The organism is Photobacterium sp. J15 (assembly GCF_963870815.1).
Lineage (GTDB): Bacteria > Pseudomonadota > Gammaproteobacteria > Enterobacterales > Vibrionaceae > Photobacterium > Photobacterium marinum.
This window is the reverse complement of sequence record NZ_CAWMUI010000001.1, coordinates 1,216,516-1,238,746: the sequence shown is the minus strand read 5'-3', so window position 1 is coordinate 1,238,746 and position 22,231 is coordinate 1,216,516. Positions and strand designations below refer to the sequence as shown.

At 47.6% G+C, this 22,231-nt stretch carries 22 protein-coding genes; 7 read left to right on the top strand and 15 right to left on the bottom strand.

All coding sequences use genetic code 11. The annotated features are described in order from the left end of the window. Nucleotides 1-67 precede the first annotated feature (67 nt). Nucleotides 68-652, bottom strand: a complete 585-nt coding sequence (gene rimJ, locus AACQ93_RS05980) for a ribosomal protein S5-alanine N-acetyltransferase (RefSeq protein WP_064602865.1) — start codon at nt 650-652, stop codon at nt 68-70. A 178-nt stretch (nt 653-830) separates the two neighbouring features. Between rimJ and AACQ93_RS05975 the strand changes: the two genes are divergently transcribed. Continuing rightward, a complete protein-coding gene (locus AACQ93_RS05975; protein ID WP_064606521.1) occupies nt 831-1,328 on the top strand; it encodes a methylated-DNA--[protein]-cysteine S-methyltransferase in 498 nt (165 codons plus the stop codon). Between the two features lie 83 nt (nt 1,329-1,411). Here AACQ93_RS05975 and tyrR read toward each other — a convergent pair whose 3' ends face one another. From tyrR to pspA, 6 genes are all read right to left on the bottom strand, one after another. Further along, nucleotides 1,412-2,947 carry a transcriptional regulator TyrR gene (gene tyrR / locus AACQ93_RS05970; protein WP_007462060.1) on the bottom strand — a complete coding sequence of 512 codons (1,536 nt, stop codon included), beginning with the start codon at nt 2,945-2,947 and terminating at the stop codon, nt 1,412-1,414. Nucleotides 2,948-3,214: 267 nt separating this feature from the next. Continuing rightward, nucleotides 3,215-4,243 carry a YcjF family protein gene (locus tag AACQ93_RS05965; RefSeq protein ID WP_064602863.1) on the bottom strand — a complete coding sequence of 343 codons (1,029 nt, stop codon included), beginning with the start codon at nt 4,241-4,243 and terminating at the stop codon, nt 3,215-3,217. Further along, entirely contained in the window at nt 4,240-5,637 is a 1,398-nt protein-coding gene (locus tag AACQ93_RS05960) for a YcjX family GTP-binding protein (protein WP_064602861.1), read from the bottom strand. The genes AACQ93_RS05965 and AACQ93_RS05960 overlap by 4 nt, the downstream gene beginning before the upstream one ends. A gap of 141 nt (nt 5,638-5,778) precedes the next feature. After that, on the bottom strand, nt 5,779-6,165 hold the full coding sequence (pspC, locus tag AACQ93_RS05955; RefSeq protein ID WP_036798397.1) for an envelope stress response membrane protein PspC: 387 nt from the start codon (nt 6,163-6,165) through the stop codon (nt 5,779-5,781). Next, a complete protein-coding gene (gene pspB / locus AACQ93_RS05950) occupies nt 6,162-6,386 on the bottom strand; it encodes an envelope stress response membrane protein PspB (RefSeq protein ID WP_007462054.1) in 225 nt (74 codons plus the stop codon). Before pspB ends, pspC begins: the two co-directional genes overlap by 4 nt. A 49-nt stretch (nt 6,387-6,435) precedes the next feature. Next, nucleotides 6,436-7,101: a phage shock protein PspA gene (pspA, locus tag AACQ93_RS05945; RefSeq protein WP_007462053.1), complete on the bottom strand. Its 666-nt coding sequence runs from the start codon at nt 7,099-7,101 to the stop codon at nt 6,436-6,438. 198 nt (nt 7,102-7,299) lie between these two features. Here pspA and pspF point away from each other — a divergent pair, with 198 nt between their 5' ends. The 6 genes from pspF to AACQ93_RS05915 all read left to right on the top strand — a co-directional run bounded on the left by pspF (nt 7,300) and on the right by AACQ93_RS05915 (nt 13,746). Further along, the gene (gene pspF / locus AACQ93_RS05940) at nt 7,300-8,307 is read left to right on the top strand and encodes a phage shock protein operon transcriptional activator (protein ID WP_064602859.1); all 1,008 of its coding nucleotides are present in this window, start codon (nt 7,300-7,302) and stop codon (nt 8,305-8,307) included. A gap of 149 nt (nt 8,308-8,456) precedes the next feature. Further along, nucleotides 8,457-10,076, top strand: coding sequence for an ABC transporter substrate-binding protein SapA (sapA, locus tag AACQ93_RS05935; protein WP_064606519.1), 1,620 nt, complete (start codon nt 8,457-8,459; stop codon nt 10,074-10,076). Between the two features lie 8 nt (nt 10,077-10,084). After that, entirely contained in the window at nt 10,085-11,047 is a 963-nt protein-coding gene (locus tag AACQ93_RS05930; RefSeq protein WP_007462049.1) for an ABC transporter permease, read from the top strand. After that, nucleotides 11,034-11,921 carry a putrescine export ABC transporter permease SapC gene (gene sapC / locus AACQ93_RS05925; protein ID WP_064602857.1) on the top strand — a complete coding sequence of 296 codons (888 nt, stop codon included), beginning with the start codon at nt 11,034-11,036 and terminating at the stop codon, nt 11,919-11,921. The genes AACQ93_RS05930 and sapC overlap by 14 nt, the downstream gene beginning before the upstream one ends. Further along, nucleotides 11,921-12,922: a peptide ABC transporter ATP-binding protein gene (locus AACQ93_RS05920; RefSeq protein WP_007462037.1), complete on the top strand. Its 1,002-nt coding sequence runs from the start codon at nt 11,921-11,923 to the stop codon at nt 12,920-12,922. Before sapC ends, AACQ93_RS05920 begins: the two co-directional genes overlap by 1 nt. Further along, nucleotides 12,919-13,746 (top strand): peptide ABC transporter ATP-binding protein, encoded by an 828-nt coding sequence (locus AACQ93_RS05915; protein ID WP_007462035.1) that lies wholly within the window; start codon nt 12,919-12,921, stop codon nt 13,744-13,746. Before AACQ93_RS05920 ends, AACQ93_RS05915 begins: the two co-directional genes overlap by 4 nt. A 63-nt stretch (nt 13,747-13,809) precedes the next feature. Here AACQ93_RS05915 and AACQ93_RS05910 read toward each other — a convergent pair whose 3' ends face one another. The 8 genes from AACQ93_RS05910 to aroA form a co-directional block, all read right to left on the bottom strand. Continuing rightward, entirely contained in the window at nt 13,810-15,084 is a 1,275-nt protein-coding gene (locus tag AACQ93_RS05910) for an MgtC/SapB family protein (RefSeq protein WP_007462034.1), read from the bottom strand. A gap of 189 nt (nt 15,085-15,273) precedes the next feature. Continuing rightward, nucleotides 15,274-15,972 (bottom strand): orotidine-5'-phosphate decarboxylase, encoded by a 699-nt coding sequence (pyrF, locus tag AACQ93_RS05905; RefSeq protein ID WP_064602855.1) that lies wholly within the window; start codon nt 15,970-15,972, stop codon nt 15,274-15,276. 251 nt (nt 15,973-16,223) lie between these two features. Continuing rightward, nucleotides 16,224-17,393, bottom strand: coding sequence for a lipopolysaccharide assembly protein LapB (gene lapB / locus AACQ93_RS05900; protein ID WP_007462032.1), 1,170 nt, complete (start codon nt 17,391-17,393; stop codon nt 16,224-16,226). 6 nt (nt 17,394-17,399) lie between these two features. Beyond that, nucleotides 17,400-17,684 (bottom strand): LapA family protein, encoded by a 285-nt coding sequence (locus tag AACQ93_RS05895; RefSeq protein ID WP_064602853.1) that lies wholly within the window; start codon nt 17,682-17,684, stop codon nt 17,400-17,402. 130 nt (nt 17,685-17,814) lie between these two features. Further along, a complete protein-coding gene (ihfB, locus tag AACQ93_RS05890; protein ID WP_007462030.1) occupies nt 17,815-18,105 on the bottom strand; it encodes an integration host factor subunit beta in 291 nt (96 codons plus the stop codon). A 74-nt stretch (nt 18,106-18,179) separates the two neighbouring features. Continuing rightward, a complete protein-coding gene (gene rpsA / locus AACQ93_RS05885) occupies nt 18,180-19,850 on the bottom strand; it encodes a 30S ribosomal protein S1 (protein ID WP_007462029.1) in 1,671 nt (556 codons plus the stop codon). 99 nt (nt 19,851-19,949) lie between these two features. Continuing rightward, entirely contained in the window at nt 19,950-20,633 is a 684-nt protein-coding gene (gene cmk, locus AACQ93_RS05880; protein ID WP_064602850.1) for a (d)CMP kinase, read from the bottom strand. Between the two features lie 257 nt (nt 20,634-20,890). Next, nucleotides 20,891-22,171, bottom strand: a complete 1,281-nt coding sequence (aroA, locus tag AACQ93_RS05875) for a 3-phosphoshikimate 1-carboxyvinyltransferase (RefSeq protein WP_064602848.1) — start codon at nt 22,169-22,171, stop codon at nt 20,891-20,893. Nucleotides 22,172-22,231 lie beyond the last annotated feature (60 nt).

Genomic DNA, 22,231 nt, shown 5'->3' with positions numbered 1-22,231 from the left:
ACGAGAAGCGAGAATTTTATCAAAGGGATCGTAATAAAATTCTCGCTTGCTGATTACCACATGGAAATTACAGCAATGGCTGGTTCCAGTGAGGGTTAATCCGCGCAGTCAGAATATGATCTTCCCAGCGACCATTAATCAGAAGATAGTCTTTTGCCGTCCCTTCTTTTTCAAAGCCGGCAGCTTTCAATACAGCTTCACTGCGTTTATTCCTTGGCATATACGCTGCCATCACACGATGAAAGTGCTGCTCTTCGAACATCCACTCCACCGCTGCATTCAACGCCCGACGCATAACACCTTTCCCCTGACAATTTTCATCAAGCGAATAGCCGACATGGCAGGCATAAAACGGATGCCTGACCAGGTTGCTGAAATTAATCACGCCGCAAATTTCATTCGAGCCTTTCCGGACAATCACAAAATAATAAGCCAGCTTATGCTTATGTAGCTCTGATAGCTGGTTTAAGCGCTTGCTCCAGCCAGCTTCACTAAAGAACGCTTCATCTCGCAGCGGTTCCCACGGTTGCAGGTAGGCCCTGTTTCTTTGGTAGTACGCTGTGATTTGATGAACATCTTTAGTCGTAATTAACCGAACTTTAAAGTCACCAACGACAATAGCCGGAGAGCGATTAATGATTGAATGAAACAACGCACCTCACCTTTCAAATATCAAGTTAGTAAAACGGCCTGCAAACAGAATACATCAATACTCTCGTAAACTCATGACTGGTATAACGTTTTACATCGTAAATTACCTGTTGCTGTAGCTTTTCTGGACTATGATTTAAATGCCCAAGTATCAATCCTCCGACAGGATAGTAATGACTATGTTTTACGACTACCTCGATACGATATTAGGAAAAATCTATCTACTTGCCGATAGCCAGGGACTCCGGCAACTAACAATCGGAAGTGGTGGATTCAGCCCCGACAGTAGTTGGGAACACAACCCGGACTTCATGAAGGAATATATCCACCAGCTTGAACAATATTTCCAGGGACAACGTAAAACCTTCACTCTCCCCCTCGCCCCTCAAGGCAGTCAGTTCCAACAACAAGTATGGAAAGCAATATCAGAGATCCCCTACGGCTCAACCGCCACTTACCCGCAACTAGCCGAAAAGATTCATCATCCCAATGCTATTCAGGCTATCGGCATGGTCAAAAACGTCAATCCGATACCTATCATAATCCCCAGCCACCGGGTTCAAAATGAAAATAACCAGTTAGTCGGCAGCCGCTATGGTAAACAGTTTGTCTTGCTATTGAGAGCTCTGGAAGCCGGAAAACTCGTATTACAACAGTCTGAAAAAGATTCCGCCTGATGCAAACAATGATACTGAAATACATAAAAAGGAGGCTAAGCCTCCTTTTTGTCATCAATTTATCTATCATTCACCTTATACAATCAGCGCTTATTGATACCATATTCCCGCAGTTTATTCGCCACGGCGGTATGAGAAACTCCCAGCCTTTTCGCCAACTTACGAGTTGACGGATAACTACGATAGAGATTGTTCAGAATACCGGACTCATAACGCTTCATGATTTCATCCAGTGTCCCGTCAAGCGTTTCCTCGCTAATAATGCCAGCCGATTCATTCTCCGGCAGTTGAACATCATCCACAGTGACTTCATTGCCTTCCACCTGAGTCATAGCTCGGAACAGTACATTACGTAACTGCCTGATATTACCCGGCCACGCATACTGACTCAGATACTGAGCAAGCTCATCTGAAATAATCGGTTTGGACTGTTGCAGTTCCTGGGCAAACTGCGCTAGGAAAAGATCAGCCAGCGGTACGATATCAGCCGTTCGCTCTCGCAACGGCGGAACAACCAGTGGCAGAACATTCAGGCGATAATACAAATCCTCACGGAAATCGCCAGAAGCAACCAGATCCGGCAACTTCTTCTGGGTTGAACAGATCACCCGGATATCAACCTTCATCTCTTTTTCTTCACCGACACGACGGAACGTGCCATCCTGAAGGAAGCGCAACAATTTAATCTGCAGATGCGTTGACATTTCCCCGACTTCATAAAGGAATACCGTTCCTCCGTCAGCCTGCTCGAAGATCCCTTTCTTGCCCGGTTCATTTGCATTGCCGGCATAACCGAACAACTCGGTTTCAGCGGCATTGTCCGGCATAGAAACACAGTTAACCAGCATGAACGGCTTATCGCGTCTCATAGAGCGCTGATGGCAGGCACGGGCCAGCATTTCTTTACCTGTACCGGTTTCCCCCTGAATCAACAATGGTGCATCAAGCAATGCCAGCTTTTTGGCCTGGGCCAGCATATGTTTAAAGCGGGATGACTGCCCTACCAAATGTTCAAAACCGTTATCACCGCTGAACTTGCGCATGGCAACCGGCATTTTGGCTTCAGAAAGGGATTTCAGCAGAATCATCGCACTGGCAAGTACCTGAGTTTCACTCTCATCGGCAACGTAAACCGGCATGATATCCATCATGTAATCAAGCCCGGCAATCACCATCATTTCGCTACGCGAAGCTGCTTCGTCTTTTTCCAGCCAGTGCTGGAAGTTAAAACCAAGCAGAGACTGAATATTCTCACCAACAATATCGCCGCGTTTTTTCCCCATCAGAGCTTCGGCGGCATCATTGGCAAGATCGACCTTACCCTGCAAATTGATCGAAAAGAAAGGGTCCGGCAAGGTCTCAAGCAGTGCCTTCAGCTCTTTATGTTCGCGCTCGCTTGGCATGAACTGAATTTTACGTACATCAGTCACCCCATCCAGCTGGCGGATCTGCGACATCAACTGACTGAACTGTTCAAACTCAATTTCCGGGCAGTTGAGGTAAATGATCCCAACACGGTCAATCTCAATGCCACGCAAATCAATTTGCTGGCTGGTCAGAATATCCAACAACTCACGGGTTATACCAAGTCGGTCTTCACAAAAGACTTGAAGCCTCATAACACACGCCTTCTAAAATTCTTTTCTCACAAAGTGTCAGGAATTGTTGACACAATGGAAGTTTGCGCCTGCTCTGTTTTCGAGTCAAGTCACTGTTGTGATACGTTGAGAGGTTCAGCACGCTGGTAGCGATGATTGACTACTTTATCATCAATAATGGTGTGATTTTCAGTGGTGTTTTCAAAGTATTATGGGAATGAAGCAAAAAGAGGATGAAAAAAGCCGACAGAATTATTTCCAATCGGCTTATTAATTTTAGGCTTGATATCAAGTGTCTTTTTGCTGCCCGGTCAGGCGTAACACCAGATCTTTACGGATTTCACTTAACTTCGGCTGCTGATCAGCCTGCCACGGCAAAGGACGCATCAGGCTGATTGCCTTCAGTCCAAGTCGTCCGGTTAGCAAACCGACACCTACTCCCTGAGCAACACGAGTGGACATTCGCCCGGCCAGATCCATAGACAACATATCCATCCCTGTATCAGCAATAACTTCAGTTGCACCGGCTACCGCCATGTTCGCCAGAACCAGCTTCACCAGCCGGATCCGCGACCAGTAGCCAAGCTCAACGCCGTAAACCGCAGCTACTTGCTCAATAAGTTTGAAATTACGCCATGCCACCAGCAACATATCAGCGACAGCCAACGGGCTGACGGCAACCATAACCGCAGCTTCACTGGAATATTTAGCAACCAGCCGACGTGCCAGCTTGTCCTGATGAACCAATACCATCTGGTTGTACAACTCCAAGACTTCGCGATCATTATGAGTAGCGGCTAGCGACTGAATCCAGCGATCATAGCCGGCATGATCTTCATGAATCGCACTTTGCCGGGCCAGCTTCATGCAGAATGCCTTACCTTGGCCGATACCATCAGCCTCAAGCAGTTGCTGTGCCTGTTCTCGCTCAGACTGACGCTGCTTAAGACGGCCAAGCTTCACTATTTCACGTCCCAGGGCGGTAACTCCGGTCGCGGCAACGGCAGCAACAATAGTGCTCCAGCCCAATGCCAGCCAGTCAGCACTCTGGTACGCCGTAACTACATAATCCAGAGTTTGCCAGCCGGTCATCACAGAGCCAGCAACCAGAATTCCCTTCAACCAGCGTCCGCTTCGCTTCGGTTTACTTGCCAGTGTTTGCGCCAGTTGCTCTTCAACATCCGGCTCTGTTACCGCTTCCGGCACAAATTTACTCTCACCGGTAAACTGTTGCTGAGCAGTCAGCTCTTGCTCCGGGTTCGACATCTGCTCTTTCTGCTCATCAAACAAAATTTTGGTCTTATAATGCTGGCTCATCGCAGTTTATCTCCCAACAGATAGTCCAGTACTTTATCCATACGGATATGCGGCATAGGCTCGTCGCTTTGAATTTCTAACGGACGGAAGTTTATAAAATCAAATCCGTGTTCCTGCCAGTATTCATCATTGGGCAATCGACGGGGAACTTCTCCCGGGAACAAAGTTTGCGCCTGCCCCGTCAAAGTATGTCCGCGCAATGCCGGCATCTGCTGTCCCTGATAAGAGACAAAACCAGGCTCCGTCGCCTGAATAGATGACAGGCTGATGCAATCCATCTTTATCCCTTCAAAAGAAGCTGTCTGCCAGGCATCGTTCACTATTTGCTGAAGCAGGCTCACCAGATTCGGGTGCTGCTCCGGCGTCACATGATCAGCCTTCGTTGCGGCAAACAGAACCTTGTCAATACGAGGGGACAACAAACGGCGCAGCAGTGAACTCCGGCCATACTTAAAGCTTTGCATCAACTGATCCAGCGCCTGCCGCATATCATTGAAGGATTCCGGACCGGCATTTAACGGCTGAAGACAATCAACAAGAATGATCTGACGGTCAAACTTAGAAAAGTGGTCGCGGTAGAAACCTTTAACAACATGCTGCTGATAATATTTATAACGACTTTTCAATACGCCGAAGTTGGTATGCTCATCGGCTTGCTGAAGCTGTTGCTCTGAATATTTGTTCGCCCAAACAAACGGGAAAAACTGCAACACTGGCGCCCCCGCCAGTTCGCCCGGCAAAACGAAACGCCCCGGCTGCACCCAGTGCAATCCACCTTCCGCCTTACATTTATATAAATATTCAGTAAATAACGCCGACAACTGCTCAAGCTGCTTTTCATCAGCAGGAGCCATCGGATCCAGCTGCTCAGCCATCATCAGCCATTCTCTCGCCAGCTCTTCTCGCCTGCCTTTCAGCAACTTTTTCTGCTGCTGCGACCAGGCTAGATAATCCATTTCCAGTAATGGCAAATCCAACAGCCACTCTCCCGGATAATCAACAATATCGAGATATAAAGTAGCGGTGTCCTGTAACAGCTTCATCGGTCCCTTTTGCGGCTTGTAACGCAGTGCCAGCCGGGTTTGACTGACATCCCGCGTCGGCTCCGGCCACTCCGGCGGCGAAGACAGCAATGAATTCATCCCCTCGTCATAACCGAATTTTGGTACATGCATATCGGCCTGAGGCACGCGTTTAGCGCCGAGAAGATGACCATCACGAACAGCTGAAAACAGAGGAAGTCGCGGGTTGGTACTGACATGAAGCAGCTGATTAACAAGTGAAGTAATAAAAGCCGTTTTACCCGCTCGCGACAAACCGGTAACGGCAAGGCGAACATGGCGATCAAGACTACGGTTGACTATTTTATTTAACTCGTTACCAATTCGATTCATACTGCTTCCTAACTTATTCTTCTGATTAAAGAATACCGTTCCTTACATTAACCACTGATGAATAATGCTGACAGGATATTGTGCGGGGGAGACAACAATAAAAGCAGGCGCGATGCCTGCTTTTAAATAAATAATGCGAACCTAGAGCTTATTGAACTCTCTCGAAACCCGGAATGCTGACGAAGTCACATAGGCTTCCATCTGACGCAGCTCGTCTTCCATATCATCCAGCTTATGCTCGACATTTGACAGAATCTGCTCGGAAGAAAGGCCCGTCTGCCAGGACTTCTGTTTAATGGTATGCTCGCGGTGAGCATCTTGCTCCTGCCTGCGCTCTTCCGGCATTTTATCCAGGATCAGACTGGCTGCGATGTAAACAACCAGAGTGATAAAACCAAAACCTAGCAGAAAAGAAGACACAGCGAGAATCCTGACAAGCCAAACCTCTACTCCAAAGTATTCGGCAATCCCGGCACAAACTCCACTAATCTTCCCGTTTTGCGGATCGCGGTACAGGGTTTTATTCATCGGCGCTGTCTCCATTGCGGAGCCTCCTCATCCAGAATCTGCTCCAGGGTTTTGATGCGATCCTGCATCTGCTCCGCACGCATCACAAGGGTCTGAAGCTTTTCCTGCTCCTCACCCGACAATCCCTTGCTAGCCTGACGCTGACTACGGTAATGCAGAATCAGCCACAATGGCGCCACGAAAATCAAAAACGCCATCAGCGGCCATACAATCCAACTCATAAATTACCTCCATCCTCGTGTCGTGCGGAACCTGATTAATGTCACTAGCTTACTCTTTTTCCTTGATATTTGCTTTCATTCGCTCAAGTTCTTTTTCAATTTCATCTTGAGCCTGCAAGTCAGCAAATTCCTGCTCCAGAGTCTTACCGCGACCCAGCTTGTAGCTGTCAGCTTCGGCTTCCATTTCATCAATACGACGTTCGTATTGTTCAAACTTAGACAGCGCCTCATCGACTTTGCCGGTATCCAGCTGACGGCGCACTTCACGACGGTTATCAGCAGCTTTATGACGCATCACCAATGCCTGCTGACGGGCACGAGTTTCCTGCAGCTTACGCTCCAGCTCTGCCACTTCATTACTCAGTTTGTTGATGGTTTCTTCCACCAATTTGTATTCTTCATTAAGAGTAAGCAGTACATCGCTGAGTTTCTGTTTTTCAATCAATGCAGCACGGGCCAAATCATCACGACCTTTTTGCAATGCCAAACCTGCTTTCTGCTGCCAGTCATCAATTTGTGACTGTAAAGAGTCGATACGGCGCTGCAGCTCTTTCTTATCAGCCAGAGCCCTTGCTGAAGACGTCCGTACTTCAACCAGAGTATCTTCCATCTCCTGGATGATAAGACGGATCATTTTTTGCGGGTCTTCAGCTTTATCAAGCAATGAGTTGACATTGGCATTCACGATATCTGCGAAACGAGAAAAGATACCCATAATTAATCTCCTTCAGTCGATTGGGGCCTGCACTTTCCGGGGAACAGGCTCTCGGTATATGTCACCATTCAGTTACTTATACATATCAATCTCTGTGCCAGATTTTATTTCTAATATATTTCATAAAGTTAGCTTTGATTGGTCAAATATTAGGTGCTATGGTGTGATTATATACGCCAACTGTTAGCGAGATTGACCATGCAGAAAACGGAAAACCTCATCGGTGAGTCGGAACCATTTCTGGCGGTTCTTGATCAAGCATCCCGCCTTGCCCCGCTTAACCGTCCAATCCTGATCCTGGGCGAGCGAGGAACCGGCAAAGAACTCATCGCCCAGCGTATCCACTATTTATCAAAACGATGGGATCAGCCACTGGTGACACTTAACTGCGCAGCACTGAGTGAAGGGGTTATTGATTCTGAACTGTTTGGTCATGAAGCTGGTTCTTTTACCGGCGCGAAAGGTCGCCATCAAGGACGGTTTGAGCGAGCAGAAGGCGGAACACTGTTCCTTGACGAACTGGCCACTGCGCCCCTTGGCGTTCAGGAAAAATTGCTGCGAGTCATTGAATACGGCGAGTATGAGCGAGTTGGTGGCAGCAAAACCTGCCAGGCTAATGTCAGGCTAATCTGTGCAACAAACGAAAACCTACCCCAACTGGCAGAAGAGCGAAAATTCCGTGCAGACCTGTTAGATCGCCTCGCTTTCGATATTATTCATCTGCCACCGCTTCGCGAGCGACGTGAAGATATTATGCCGCTGGCCGAATATTACGCAGTAAGAATGTGTCGCGAGCTGGGCTTTACCTATTTCGCCGGTTTTACCTCAGAAGCAGAGAAAGAACTGATGGCTTATCACTGGCCGGGCAATATCCGGGAGCTGAAAAACGTCATCGAACGTTCGGTTTTCCGTCACGGTGAAGAGAACGAGCCAGTCGATCACATCATTATCGATCCTTTCCGAGCTCCGTGGCATGACAATCCAGCCCCAAATGAAGCCGGTGAGGAACCGTCACCATCTTCCCCTGAAACTCAGTTCCCGATTGATTTCCGCCAATGGCAGCAGGAGCAGGAAATTGATGTAATCAACAAAGCGATGAATGAAGCTAAGTTTAACCAGCGAAAAGCCGCTGAATTGTTGGGATTAAGCTACCATCAACTCAGAGGTTTGCTGCGCAAGTATCAGCTTGTTGGCAATTCAGAATAAAAGATTCTGCAACAGAATATCACCCGCAGGTAACCATCGCTGACGGGTGTATATCACTAGGATATGAGCGGTTATTTTCGGAGAGACCTTGGTCACAGTGGTGGATAATGGTAAATTTAGCCTCTTGTATTCAAAAAACCTTTTTCTTTATGAGCGCCTATACTCGTCTACTGCTTGCGTGTTTCGGGCTATTTAGCCTGATTGGCTGTACCGAGCCACACCAAGACAGCAATATTCGCAGCCGCGGCTTCGTCTATTGCGGGCAGGATACGCCGACAACTTTTAACCCTCAGCTTACTGACGGCGGACTGACTGCCGATACTCTGGCATCGCAGATCTTCGATCGCCTGCTGGTTCTTGATCCTGTCAGCCACCAGCCACTGCCGTCACTGGCCCGTAGTTGGACTATCAGTGATGATGGGTTGGAATACACCTTTTCTTTGCGTAAAGGCATAGAATTCCAGTCAACCGAATGGTTCAAACCATCCCGTCAGCTTAACGCCCAGGATGTTGTCTTCAGTTTCAAACGTATCATCGAGCCGGAACATCCTTATCATAAGGTTTCTGGCGGACGTTATCCGTGGTTTGAAAGTCAGGGCTTTAACAAGCTGATTAAAGATATCACGCTCATCGATTCCCATACGGTTACATTCACCTTAACCCGACCGGACAATGCGTTTCTGTCAAACCTGGCTACCAGCTATGCCATTATTCTTTCACAGGAATATGCTCAGCAGTTGCTAAAAGCCGGAACACTAAACCAACTGGACATGAAACCAATCGGAACAGGACCATTCTACTTATCTCAGTATATTCCTAATGATCTGATCCGCCTGAAGCGACACTGGGGCTATTGGCAAGGTGCCGCGCCGATGGAACAGGTCGTATTTGATATCTCATCACGAGGAACAGGTACACTGGCAAAACTCCTGAGCCAAGAATGTGACGTTCTCTCTTCTCCGGTTGCCAGTCAGTTACCAGTCATCAGCGACAATGATGAGTTTGAGCTGCTTGCCCAAACAGGGATGAATGTAGCCTTTATCGCTCTCAATAATGACAGGCCTACCCTGAAAGATATTCGGGTACGAAAAGCGATTAACCTTGCGATTAATCGCGAAAACCTGCTGAATTCTGTTTACTACGGCACGGGAACCAAAGCGAAAAGTATTCTGCCACCAATGTCCTGGGCTTATAACCATGACAGTAAAGCCCTTGACTATGACCCGGCTAAAGCACTGGCGTTATTGAAAGAGGCTGGTTACGACAAAAGCCTGCATTTAAAGATGTGGGTATCACTTGAACCGAGACCATATAACCCGAGCCCGAGAAAAACCGCAGAATTAATCCAGGCAGATCTCAATGCTGTAGGCATTCAGCTTTCTATCTATAACCAGGAAGCCTTTCATCGCATGGACCAAAGTGACATTGCTGAGAGTGATTTACTGTTGACCGGCTGGATTGCTGATAACGGTGACCCGGACAACTTCCTTCGTCCGTTGCTGTCATGCAGTGCCCGACATGCCGGCCTGAATGTAGCCAACTGGTGTAACGTTGGTTTCGACAACCTTCTGGAACTTGCATCACGCACCAACAAGCTGGATCAGCGGGTGAACTACTATCACCTTGCGCAGGATATCCTGGATACCGAGGTTCCGATTATTCCACTGGCCCACGGTGTTCATTTCCAGGTTCATCATCAATCACTGGGTGGATTACAAATGAGTCCTTTCGGTACTCGCTCATTCTCAAGTGTCTACCGTAGCGAGTAATTAACAGCATGTTTATTTATACTATTCGTCGCCTCAACCTGTTTCTGATCACCATGGTTATCCTGACCCTGGTCGGATTCAGTCTGATGCGCCTCGATCAGAGTTCCATCTGGAGCAGCCAGCCATTCTGGAATGGCTGGGCAATTTACCTGCAAAACCTGATGGCTGGCAACCTTGGCCTAAGCCAGACCGGAGAACCGATCCTGAATGAAGTGCTGGTCGTTTTCCCTGCCACCCTGGAACTCTGTTTCTTTGCTTTCTCGCTGTCATTGATTGCAGGCATCCCATTAGGCACCCTGGCTGGTGTTAAGCGTGGGCGCTTTGTTGATACCGCGATTTCCTCTGTCACCCTGGTCGGCTATTCAATTCCGTTATTCTGGCTGGCTGTTCTGCTTATCATGCTGTTTTCTCAACAATTGGAGTGGTTGCCGGTTGCCGGTCGATACAGCCTGCTATATGAAATTGACCACGTCACTGGTGTCGGCCTGATTGATGTCATGCTCTCTGACAAGCCTTACCGCCCTGAAGCACTGATGGATACAATCCGGCACCTGATTCTGCCGACTTTAGTATTGGCCCTGGCACCGATGACAGAAGTTATCCGCCTGACCCGCACGTCTGTAGCAGAAGTGATGAACCAGAACTTTATCAAGGTAGCTCAAACTAAAGGCTTGTCGATGTTTGAAATCATCATGCGCCATGTGATGAAAAACGCGATTCCGCCGATTATTCCGAAACTGGGTATGCAATTCTCAACCATGATGACATTTGCCATGCTGACTGAATCAATTTTCAACTGGCCGGGAATCGGCCGCTGGTTGCTTAATGCCATTGCCGAGCAAAATTATGTCGCAATTCAGGCTGGTGTTATCACCGTCGGTAGCTTTATTCTGCTGGCAAACATTCTGTCAGATCTTACCGGTGCCTTTGTAAACCCGCTCGTAAGGAAGGAATGGTATGCTATCAAATAACATTTACCAGGAGCAGAAAATCCCAACCCAGTGGGAGCGAGCATGGCAGAACTTCCGCGCCAATTCACTGGCAATGTTCGGACTATGGTGTCTATTCTTCCTGCTACTGATCACCCTGTTTGCCCAATGGCTGGCTCCTTATACACCATTCCAGCAGGTCGGTGAGCTATTGATGCCACCATCGTGGGATCTCCACGGCCGCGTAGAATATTTCTTCGGTACCGATGATCTAGGCCGGGATATTCTGAGCCGCCTGATCCTAGGTTCACAGCTGACTTTCGGTTATGCCTTACTGATTGCCTTTGCTTCCAGTGTTATCGGCATTCTGATCGGTGTCACCGCTGGTATGACCCGCGGCTTTAAATCCAGTATCCTGAACCACTTGCTGGATACAGTAATGTCGATTCCATCGCTATTGCTCGCCATTATAGTGGTTGCCTATTTAGGCCCGGGCGAAACTAATATCCTGCTGGCAATCTGGCTGGCATTGATCCCACGTTTTATCCGTGCCATTTACACCGCGGTACACGCAGAAGTAGAAAAGGACTACATCATTGCGGCCCGTCTTGACGGCGCTAACAGTTTCTACCTACTGTACAACTCCATCCTGCCTAATATCCTGACCGTCATTACCAATGAGATGACCAGGGCGATCTCCATTGCCATCCTGGATATTACTGCGCTTGGCTTTCTCGGCCTTGGAGCCCAGGCTCCGTCACCGGAATGGGGCGCGATGCTGGGAGACTCCATCGAGCTGATCTATCTGGCTCCATGGACAGTTACCCTACCGGGACTCGCCATTACTTTCAGCGTATTGGTTATAAACTTAGTAGGTGAAGGACTCCGCCAGGCAATAAATGCGGGGATTGATTAATGCCATTATTAGATATTCGTAACCTGACCATCGAAATTGATACGCCACAAGGGATGGTTAAGGCTGTAGATCGCATGAGCCTTACCATCAATGAAGGCGAAATCCGAGGCCTGGTAGGTGAATCCGGTTCAGGTAAAAGCCTGGTTGCTAAAGCGATTGCCGGTGTAGAAAAAGACAACTGGCGAGTCAGCGCTGACCGTCTGCGACTGGGTGACGTTGATCTGTTGTCCCTTTCCCCTCGTGAACGACGCAAAATCGTCGGCCGTGAGATTGCGATGATTTTCCAAGAACCTTCGTCATGTCTTGATCCGTCTGAACGAGTCGGGGAGCAGCTGGAAGAAGCGATTCCTTCAGCATCATTCAGTGGCCACTGGTGGCAGCGATTCCAGTGGCGCCAGAAACAAGCTATTGCCCTGCTACACAAAGTCGGGATCAAGGAACACAAGCGGGTAATGAGAAGTTACCCGTATGAGCTGACTGACGGTGAATGCCAGAAGGTGATGATTGCAATGGCGATTGCCAACCGCCCTCGCCTGCTGATTGCCGATGAGCCAACCAATGACCTTGACCCTATCACTCAGGCACAAATCTTCCGACTACTGAGCCGGATGAACCAGCTCGGCAATACCACGATTATGCTAGTCAGCCACGACCTGACTACAGTCACTCAATGGGCAGACAGAATTACAGTTATGTATTGCGGCCAGTCAGTTGAGTCCGGCAGCCGCCAGCAACTTCTGGAATCACCGCACCATCCGTATACCGATGCCCTGCTGCGTGCTATGCCGGATTTCAATGTGGATGTTCTGCCTCATAAGTGCAAACTGGCAACGCTTCCCGGTTCTATACCTCCCCTTCAGCACCTACCAATTGGCTGCCGCCTGGGCCCGAGATGTCCATATGCCCAGCGCAAATGTGTTGAAGTACCGAAAAGACGCAAGATCAAAAACCATAAATTCAGCTGTCACTTTCCGCTGAATATGGAGGAGACGAAAAAGTGAGTGCACTACTTGAGGTAGAGAACCTTAAAAAAGACTATCACTACCGTTCAGGACTTTTCCGACGCCGGACGATTGAAGCGGTCAAACCAGTCTCCTTTTCGCTGGAAGCCGGTGAAACCATGGCATTCATTGGTGAAAACGGTTCTGGCAAATCAACCCTGGCCAAAATGCTCTCCGGCGTAGTTGAGCCAACCGAAGGTATCATCAGGGTTAATGGCGAGCCGCTGGAACCTAATGATTTTGAAACCCGCTGCAAGCTGATCCGCATGATCTTCCAGGATCCCAATACATCGCTCAATCCACGTATTCAGATAGGTAAGATTCTGGAAGGGCCGCTTAAGCGTAATACTAATATGACGCCACAGGCTCGTGAGCGCCGGATCATGATGACGCTAAAGCGTGTCGGTCTGCTGCCGGAACACGCTTACTTCTACCCACAGATGTTGGCAACCGGACAGAAACAGCGAGTATCGCTGGCCCGCGCACTAATCCTGCAACCTTGTATTATCGTCGCTGATGAAGCATTGAACGGTCTGGATATGTCAATGCGCTCGCAGATCATTAACCTGCTGCTGGAGCTGCAGGAAGAAATGGGGCTGTCTTATATCTACGTATCCCAGCATATGGGAGTGATTAAGCACTTCTCCGACAAAGTTATGGTTATGCAAAAAGGCGAAGTCGTTGAACAGGGAACCACTGAAGAGGTGTTTATGAACCCTCAACACTCACTGACGCAAAAACTGCTCGACAGCCATTTCACGGCACCGTCACACGACAGAACTAACCGCATCAGCAGCGGCACACCAAAAATCGAGTGCCCATAAAGGTATATAAACTAAAAAACGGGCTGTACGGCCCGTTTTCTTTTCAGGTATCCCCTTGGTTCATCAAGCATATGATAACCACACGCTGACCGCTCCAATGCATACCGAACCTGTAATTGGACCAATAACATAACGACGCATTTCACTGCCGCCGATAACACTTGCCATCACCATTTTCACCAAGCTGTTTATCGCTGAAGCTATAAAAATAGCTAGAAACGCAGTTGTTACCAGCACCCCATTATTGGCACTCTGCCTGCCAAGTGCCAGAGTAATCGCATCCACATCTGTAATGCCGGAAATGGCAGCCAGTGTCAGTGTACCGGCATTACCAAACCACTCCTGCAACGCACTTGAAAGTAACATAATCACCAACAATACTAAGCCGAAAAACATCGCAGAAGAAAGCGCCAGGGGATTCTGTTTAACTTCCGGAGCGGTTTCACCTTTAACCTCTACCCGATGCCAAATCCAAAATGCAGGTAAGTAAAAACCTATCATCATCAGAAGCATCGGCCACCACAGCAAATCAACCAGCGCGTAATTTATCACCGAGCAAACAAATAAAATCCGTGGAAACATGGTGCCGCAACTAATAAGAATCCCACAGGCAAGCAAGCCACTAAGCTGCTTTTGTTGCTTGGAAAGATTGGCAAATTGCAATGTCAGTGCAGTAGATGAACTCAACCCAGCAAACAAACAGGTAAATAGAATCCCTTTCTCTGTACCGCCTATTTTGATGGCAAAGTATCCAACAAAAGAAATGCTGGCGATCAAAACGACCATCCACCAAATCTCATAAGGATTAATTGCTTCCCATGGCCCCATCCCCTGATTGGGAAGTAGCGGCAGCATCACCACTGAAATCAACAGCAGTCGCAAGGCAGCATCAAGCTCATATTCCTGCAACTTCAATAAAGCCGAATGCAGCTCTTCTTTGTTATCTAAAATGATCGCGGTGATCACAGCGACCGATGCTGCAAGGACTGGATCACCCACTACGGTCAGACTGCCGAGCAAAAAAGTCACCAACATACCAATAAGTCCGGTAATACTAAGATTGGTTTTAACCTTTTGGCTCCGGATATACGCAATTACGATTAATAATGATAACCCTAAAAAGGAAAATGCCAGAATCAGCTCAGAATACAGTTCCGTTAACAGCCCGCATATTCCTCCCATCAGCCCGATAAGAGAGTAAGTCCTTATTCCGGCAATTCTTAACCCGGAAGCTTCCTTACGGTGAACCCATCCGCGCTGAGTACCAATCAGCGCCCCTAAGAGTAACGCAATCCCCAAACGCCAGAATGGAGAATCTATATCGATGGCCAAATCCATTTCGGCCCTCCCCGGCAAAACGCATCAATGGCACAAAAGATAAATATAAATAATTGTATGTAAATACTTACAGCAATTGCGGGCTATATGAGGAGTATTTGATTGTTTCGTGACGTCAGCACGATATTCGGGAAATAAAAAGCGCCCGATAAAATTCGGACGCTAGAAATATAGAAGTAAAGACTTACTTTATTTTGCCAGGGACTTATTGATTTCCGCCAGCACAGCCGCAGGGTCTGTAGCCTGAGTAATAGGACGACCGATTACCAAATAGTCTGAACCCGCCTGCACCGCTTCTACCGGAGTCATAACACGGCGCTGATCTCCTGCCGCGCTGCCAGCCGGACGAATGCCCGGTGTAACCAACTTGAATTCCTGACCAAGATTGCCCTTCAGCATCGTCGCTTCCTGAGCAGAACAGACAACGCCATCCAGGCCACTGTTCTTAGCTAATGTTGCCAAACTAAGTACATGCTCACGAGGCTCTCGCTGAATGCCAATACCGGCAAGATCAGACTCATCCATACTGGTCAGTACCGTTACGCCAATAAGCAGCGGACGATCTCTACCATACGGTTCAAGAATTTCACGCGACGCCGCCATCATCCGCTCACCGCCGCTGGCATGAACATTCACCATCCATACACCCAACTCAGCAGCTGCTGCAACCGCGCGGGAACAGGTGTTCGGAATATCGTGGAATTTTAAGTCAAGGAATACAGAATGGCCCCGATCATGCAGTTTACGCACAAAGTCGGGGCCATATAAAGTAAACATCTCTTTGCCAACTTTAAGTCGACAACTTCCCGGTTCAATCCGGTCAACAAAGGCTAAAGCCTCATCTTGACTTGGGTAGTCGAGAGCGACAATCACTTTTGGATCCAACATGGCATCTCCTGCTTAGTTATAGGTCAAACATGCCCAGCTTCCTGAGCGCGGTCAGGATTGTACAGTAAATTTGTATTTTTTCGAGTACTTATTGAAAATTTGTTCGTAACACTTAAAAATAACACTTTTCTTAACAAGCCAATCGTTTGTTCAAACGAGATTGTTTAAAGCCAGTTATCTGTTTTATTTTTACTTTCATTAGATAATAAAAAACCCGTTCGGATTACGAACGGGTTTTTCGATAATTCATTTTATTCGCCATCCAAGCCACGGATTGGTTTCACTGCTCCCCAGCCTTTACATGACGGGCATTGCCAATAGAGCGAATGAGTCGCAAACCCACACTTACGACAGCGGAAATGCGGTTTAATCTTCAACTGCTCACCAACCAGCTCTCGCAGAGTACCAAGACTATCTTTTGCCCGGCCTTCTTCTGCTTCATCCAGATGGTAGTCCATCAACTGATAAAATCCTTTCATGGTCGGGTTTTTCGTCAGCTGCCTGGTCATAAATGCCTGAGCAACGATCGAACCTTCATGCTTAGAAATTTCATCTGCCAGCATCAATTCAGCAGTAGCACCCGCCTTAAGGTCAACGCAATGACGAAGATACTTCAGCCAACCGGTCTCATTATTCATGGCTTCATAGCATTGCAACAGCATCGGCAATGTTTCGCTGACGTAATCAATATCCTGCTCAGCAACACGCTCCAGCTGTTTAGTCGCTGCCTTGTATTCTTCTGCACTGATCATGATTTTAGCCATCATGATAGATGCCCGAACACAAGTTTTATCCGCTGAAAGGGCTTTTTTGAGGAACTGTCGTGCTTTATCCGAATTCAGTGCGCTCATTTCCAACATCGCCATTTCACACCAGTAATGAGCTATGTCATGTTTGAGTTCAGGCTTACCCATCTTAACCAGTTGGGTCGCCATCTCAATAGCCTTTTCCCACTCGCGGGTTTGCTGATAAATAGTCAGCAACTGCTTCAATGCCCCTTTACGGTGGTCCGGCTCATCCAAAAGCTGCTCGAAGATTTTTTCAGCACGATCAAGGAAGCCTGCGACCATATAGTCCTTAGCTAACTGCTGCAACGCCAGATTACGTTGATCAATAGTCAGATTAGGACGGGCAATCAGGTTCTGGTGAATACGAATAGCGCGATCAACTTCACCCCGGCTTCGGAACAGATTACCCAAAGCAAGGTGAGTATCAATAGTTTCACTATCAACCTGGAGCAGCTCAATAAATACATCAACAGCCTTGTCTGACTGATCAGACAACAGCAAGTTCAAGCCAGTTACATACTGGCGTGACATGTGATGCGACTGCTCCTGTTGTTTGTTACTAGCGCTCCTGTTACCCATGTACCAGCCATAAGCGGCTGCAATTGGTAATAACAGGAACAACAGCTCTAGCATTAACGATTATTCCTTAACAGGCTCGGCACGAAGCTGATCCAGCTCTTTTTGTTGCTTTTGTACTTTCTTGCTAAGGCGATTTTTAGAAAAACGCGCCTTCAAGTAAAGCGTACCGCAAATCAACCAACCAATAGCAAAACCGGCACCAAATGTGATACCAAGTAGAGTAGATAATTGGAACTCACCTTGAGCTATCAGAAAATCAAAGTTGACCAGCTGTTGGTTTTGCGCACCAAGTGCCAATGTAACCAAAAAGCAGACAACTAATACAAGAATGCTAAGTATCTTCATCGTGAATCCTTATCACTTGATCAAAAGTTTGATTGGTTGATTATGCAAGATTTTCACTCGTCAGACCATGATCTATAGACATAAAAAAACGGCATACTATCAGCATGCCGTTTTTTTGTTCTATGTGTGGTTAGCCAGCAAAAGCTGTGTTAACCCGGTCACGTAATTCCTTACCTGGTTTGAAGTGAGGAACGTATTTACCGTCCAACTCAACCTTATCACCAGTTTTTGGGTTGCGACCCACACGTGGAGCACGGTAATGCAATGAGAAGCTACCAAAGCCACGGATCTCAATACGATCACCCTCTTCAAGAGTGGTCGCCATGTGCTCAAGGATTTCCTTGATTGCATCTTCTACCTGCTTGGCAGAAAGATGTGTTTGTTGACTACACAGCCTTTCAATCAATTCAGACTTTGTCATAAACACTCCGTCTTTTTAGTATGTTTCTCAATAGTATAACCGCTTAGGGGGAAAAATCCTCCCCCTATGCTCAATTATTCGCCTTTAGCAGCTTTGAAAGCGTCAGCCATAGCGTTACCGAATGCAGCATCATCTTGCTTGTTCAGTGCAGCCATTGCTTCTTGCTCTTCAGCAACGTCTTTAGCGCGTACAGATAGGTTGATTACGCGGTTCTTACGGTCAACGCCAGTGAACTTAGCTTCAACTGAATCGCCAACAGAAAGAACTAGAGTTGCGTCTTCAACACGGTCAACTGATGCTTCAGAAGCACGTAGGTAACCTTCAACACCTTCAGCTAGCTCGATAGTTGCGCCTTTAGCGTCAACTGCAGTAACAGTACCAGTTACTAGAGCACCTTTCTTGTTTACAGAAACGTAGCCGTTGAATGGGTCTTCTTCGATCTGCTTGATACCTAGAGAGATACGCTCACGCTCAGCGTCAACTGCTAGAACAACTGCAGAGATTTCGTCGCCTTTCTTGAAGTCGCGAACTGCTTCTTCACCTGCAACATTCCAAGAAATGTCAGATAGGTGAACAAGACCGTCGATGCCGCCTTCAAGACCGATGAAGATACCGAAGTCAGTGATAGACTTGATCTTACCAGTTACGCGGTCGCCCTTAGCTTGCATTTCTGCAAATGACTGCCATGGGTTAGCTTTACACTGCTTAAGACCTAGGCTGATACGACGACGTTCTTCGTCGATATCAAGAACCATAACTTCAACTTCGTCGCCCACGTTAACAACTTTAGATGGGTGGATGTTCTTGTTAGTCCAATCCATCTCAGAAACGTGTACAAGACCTTCAACGCCTTCTTCGATTTCAACGAAGCAGCCGTAGTCAGTTAGGTTAGTTACGCGGCCAGAAAGCTTAGTACCTTCTGGGTAACGCTTAGCGATAGCTACCCATGGATCTTCGCCTAGCTGCTTAAGACCTAGTGATACGCGAGTACGCTCACGGTCGAACTTAAGAACTTTAACGTTGATCTCGTCGCCAACATTAACGATTTCAGATGGGTGCTTAACGCGTTTCCAAGCCATGTCAGTGATGTGTAGAAGACCGTCAACACCACCAAGGTCAACGAACGCACCGTAGTCAGTAAGGTTCTTAACGATACCTTTAACTTCCATGCCTTCCTGTAGAGAAGCAAGAAGTTCATCACGCTCAACGCTGTTTTCAGATTCGATAACTGCGCGACGAGAAACAACTACGTTGTTACGCTTCTGGTCTAGCTTGATTACTTTGAACTCTAGCTCTTTGTTTTCTAGGTGAGCAGTGTCACGAACTGGACGTACGTCTACTAGAGAACCAGGTAGGAACGCACGGATGCCGTTAAGTTCAACAGTGAAACCACCTTTAACTTTACCGTTGATGATACCAACAACAGTTTCAGCATCTTCGTAAGCTTTTTCAAGCTGGATCCAAGCTTCGTGGCGCTTAGCTTTGTCACGAGAAAGTTTAGTCTCACCGAAGCCGTCTTCAACAGCGTCTAGAGCAACGTCAACTTCTGCGCCAACTTCGATTTCAAGTTCGCCAGCAGCGTTCTTGAATTCTTCAACTGGGATAGAAGACTCAGACTTAAGGCCTGCGTCAACCAGTACGTAACCGTTTTCGATAGCTACAACAGTACCTTTAACGATCGCGCCTGGACGTGTTTCTAGTTCGTTTAGAGACTCTTCAAAAAGTAGAGCAAAAGATTCAGTCATTATTTAATCTTCAACTTGATTAACAACCATGGGTATCCTACCGCATGGGGTTGGAAGTAAAGTCGATCATCATCCATGATACCGACGCCATCACGCTGATTACTCAGCCGATAATTTTGTTTCAATATAAGCCAATGCCTGGGCAGTTACCTGCTCTATTGACATCTCAGTAGAGTCTAGCACCAAAGCATCAGCCGCGGGACGCAACGGAGCGACCGCACGATTGCGATCTCGGTAGTCACGTTCCTGAATTTCTTTCAAAAGGTGGTCAAAGTTAACATCTAAGCCTTTCTGTTGCAACTGATTCATACGGCGATTCGCGCGCTCTTCAGCACTTGCATCGAGGAAAATCTTAACTTCAGCCTGAGGGAAGACCACTGTTCCCATATCTCGACCATCAGCAACCAGGCCCGGAGCCTCACTGAATGCGCGCTGACGACGAAGCAGTGCTTCTCGCACACGAGGCAAAGCCGCCACTTTTGATGCCGCCATGCCAGTTTCTTCCTTGCGCAGCTCAGAAGAAACATCTTCACCTTCAAGAACAACCTTTACCAGCTCGCCTTCAGCCACAAACTGAACATCCAGGTGTGCAGCTAAAGGAACCAGCGCGTCTTCAGACTCAAGATCAACACCGTGATGAATCGCAGCCAAAGCCAGAACACGATAAATAGCGCCGGAATCAAGTAAATTCAGGCCCAGTTTATCTGCCAATAGCATACACAGGGTGCCTTTACCGGCGCCGCTTGGTCCATCAACAGTGATCACTGGAGCATCTGTAGACATAGTTTTCTCCGAACTTGTTAAAACTTAAAGCGATATAATGAAATGCATTTGTTTTGCGTTGCATTATACCCTTCACAAACGGGGGCGGATTATACGGGAAAAATTGACGAAGTACTATTAAAACAAAGGAATTCACAGTTCGAGATTTAACCGTTACCACCCGAAAATTTGTAGGACAAAGAATAACTTGATTCTATTTCTGTACGACAAAACCCGCCAGAGGCGGGCTTGAATCAATGACTTACTAACCTTTCTACTTAGCTACTCAACTGAGCCAATTTGTCGAAATAATCAGGGAAGGTTTTAGACGTGCATTTAGGATCATTAATCGTCACCGGCGTATCACTCAGTGCCACCAGCGAGAAACACATTGCCATACGATGATCGTCATAAGTATCGATCGCAGCATGCGTTAATTTTGACGGTGGTGTAATCGTAATGTAGTCATAGCCCTCTTCAACTTCAGCGCCAACTTTGCGAAGTTCGGTGGCCATTGCTGCCAGTCGATCAGTCTCTTTAACCCGCCAGTTATACACATTACGAATAGAGGTCGTGCCTTCAGCAAACAGTGCCGTGGTCGCGATAGTCATCGCAGCATCCGGAATGTGGTTAAAATCCATGTCGACAGCTTTCAGCTCTCCGCGGCGGGCAATCACGTAATCATCCCCCCACTCGATTTCAGCCCCCATCGCGGCCAGTGCATCTGCAAACTGAACATCACCTTGGATGCTTTTCTTTCCAATACCGGTAACTTTCACTTCACCGCCACGAATCGCGGCGGCCGCCAAAAAGTAAGATGCTGACGACGCATCACCTTCAACCAGGAAGTCACCCGGTGCTATGTATGTCTGACCAGCAGGAACAACAAACTCTTTATAGTCACGATTTTCAACAGACACACCAAACTGCGACATAATCTGCAGCGTGATATCAATATAAGGTTTAGAAACTAGATCGCCTTTAATGCGAATGACGGTGTCGCTTTTCGCCATCGGTGCTGACATTAAAAACGCAGTCAGAAACTGACTGGAGATCGAACCATCAATTTCAACTTCGCCACCTTGCAGGCCAGTTCCATTGATCTTCAACGGTGGATAATTGTCCTGTTCAAGGTAAGTGATATCAGCCCCAGCCGTGCGAAGCGCTTCCACTAGGTGGCCAATCGGACGCTCCTTCATACGTGGTTCACCCGTCAGCACAAACTCACCACTTCCCAGACAAAGAGCTGCAGCTAACGGACGCATGGCAGTACCTGCATTCCCCAAAAACAACTCAAGAGCCTGAGACGGATGGAAGGCAGCCCCCAAGCCTTCAACTTCGCAGACGGTTTTATCGTCTGAAAGCTGATAGTTTACGCCCAGCTGTTTCAATGCATTCAGCATGTGGCGGATATCATCACTATCAAGCAAGTTAGTGAGGCGCGTGGTACCCTGTGCCAGCGCAGCTAACAATAGCGCACGATTAGAAACACTTTTCGACCCCGGCAGATTTACTTCGCCATTAATCTGATTTATCGGCTGTAACGTTAAACTTTCCATCTGTTTGTATTCGATCCTGTATTTTATGCGTTCCAGCAGATTAGCGAATAATGTCTCAGT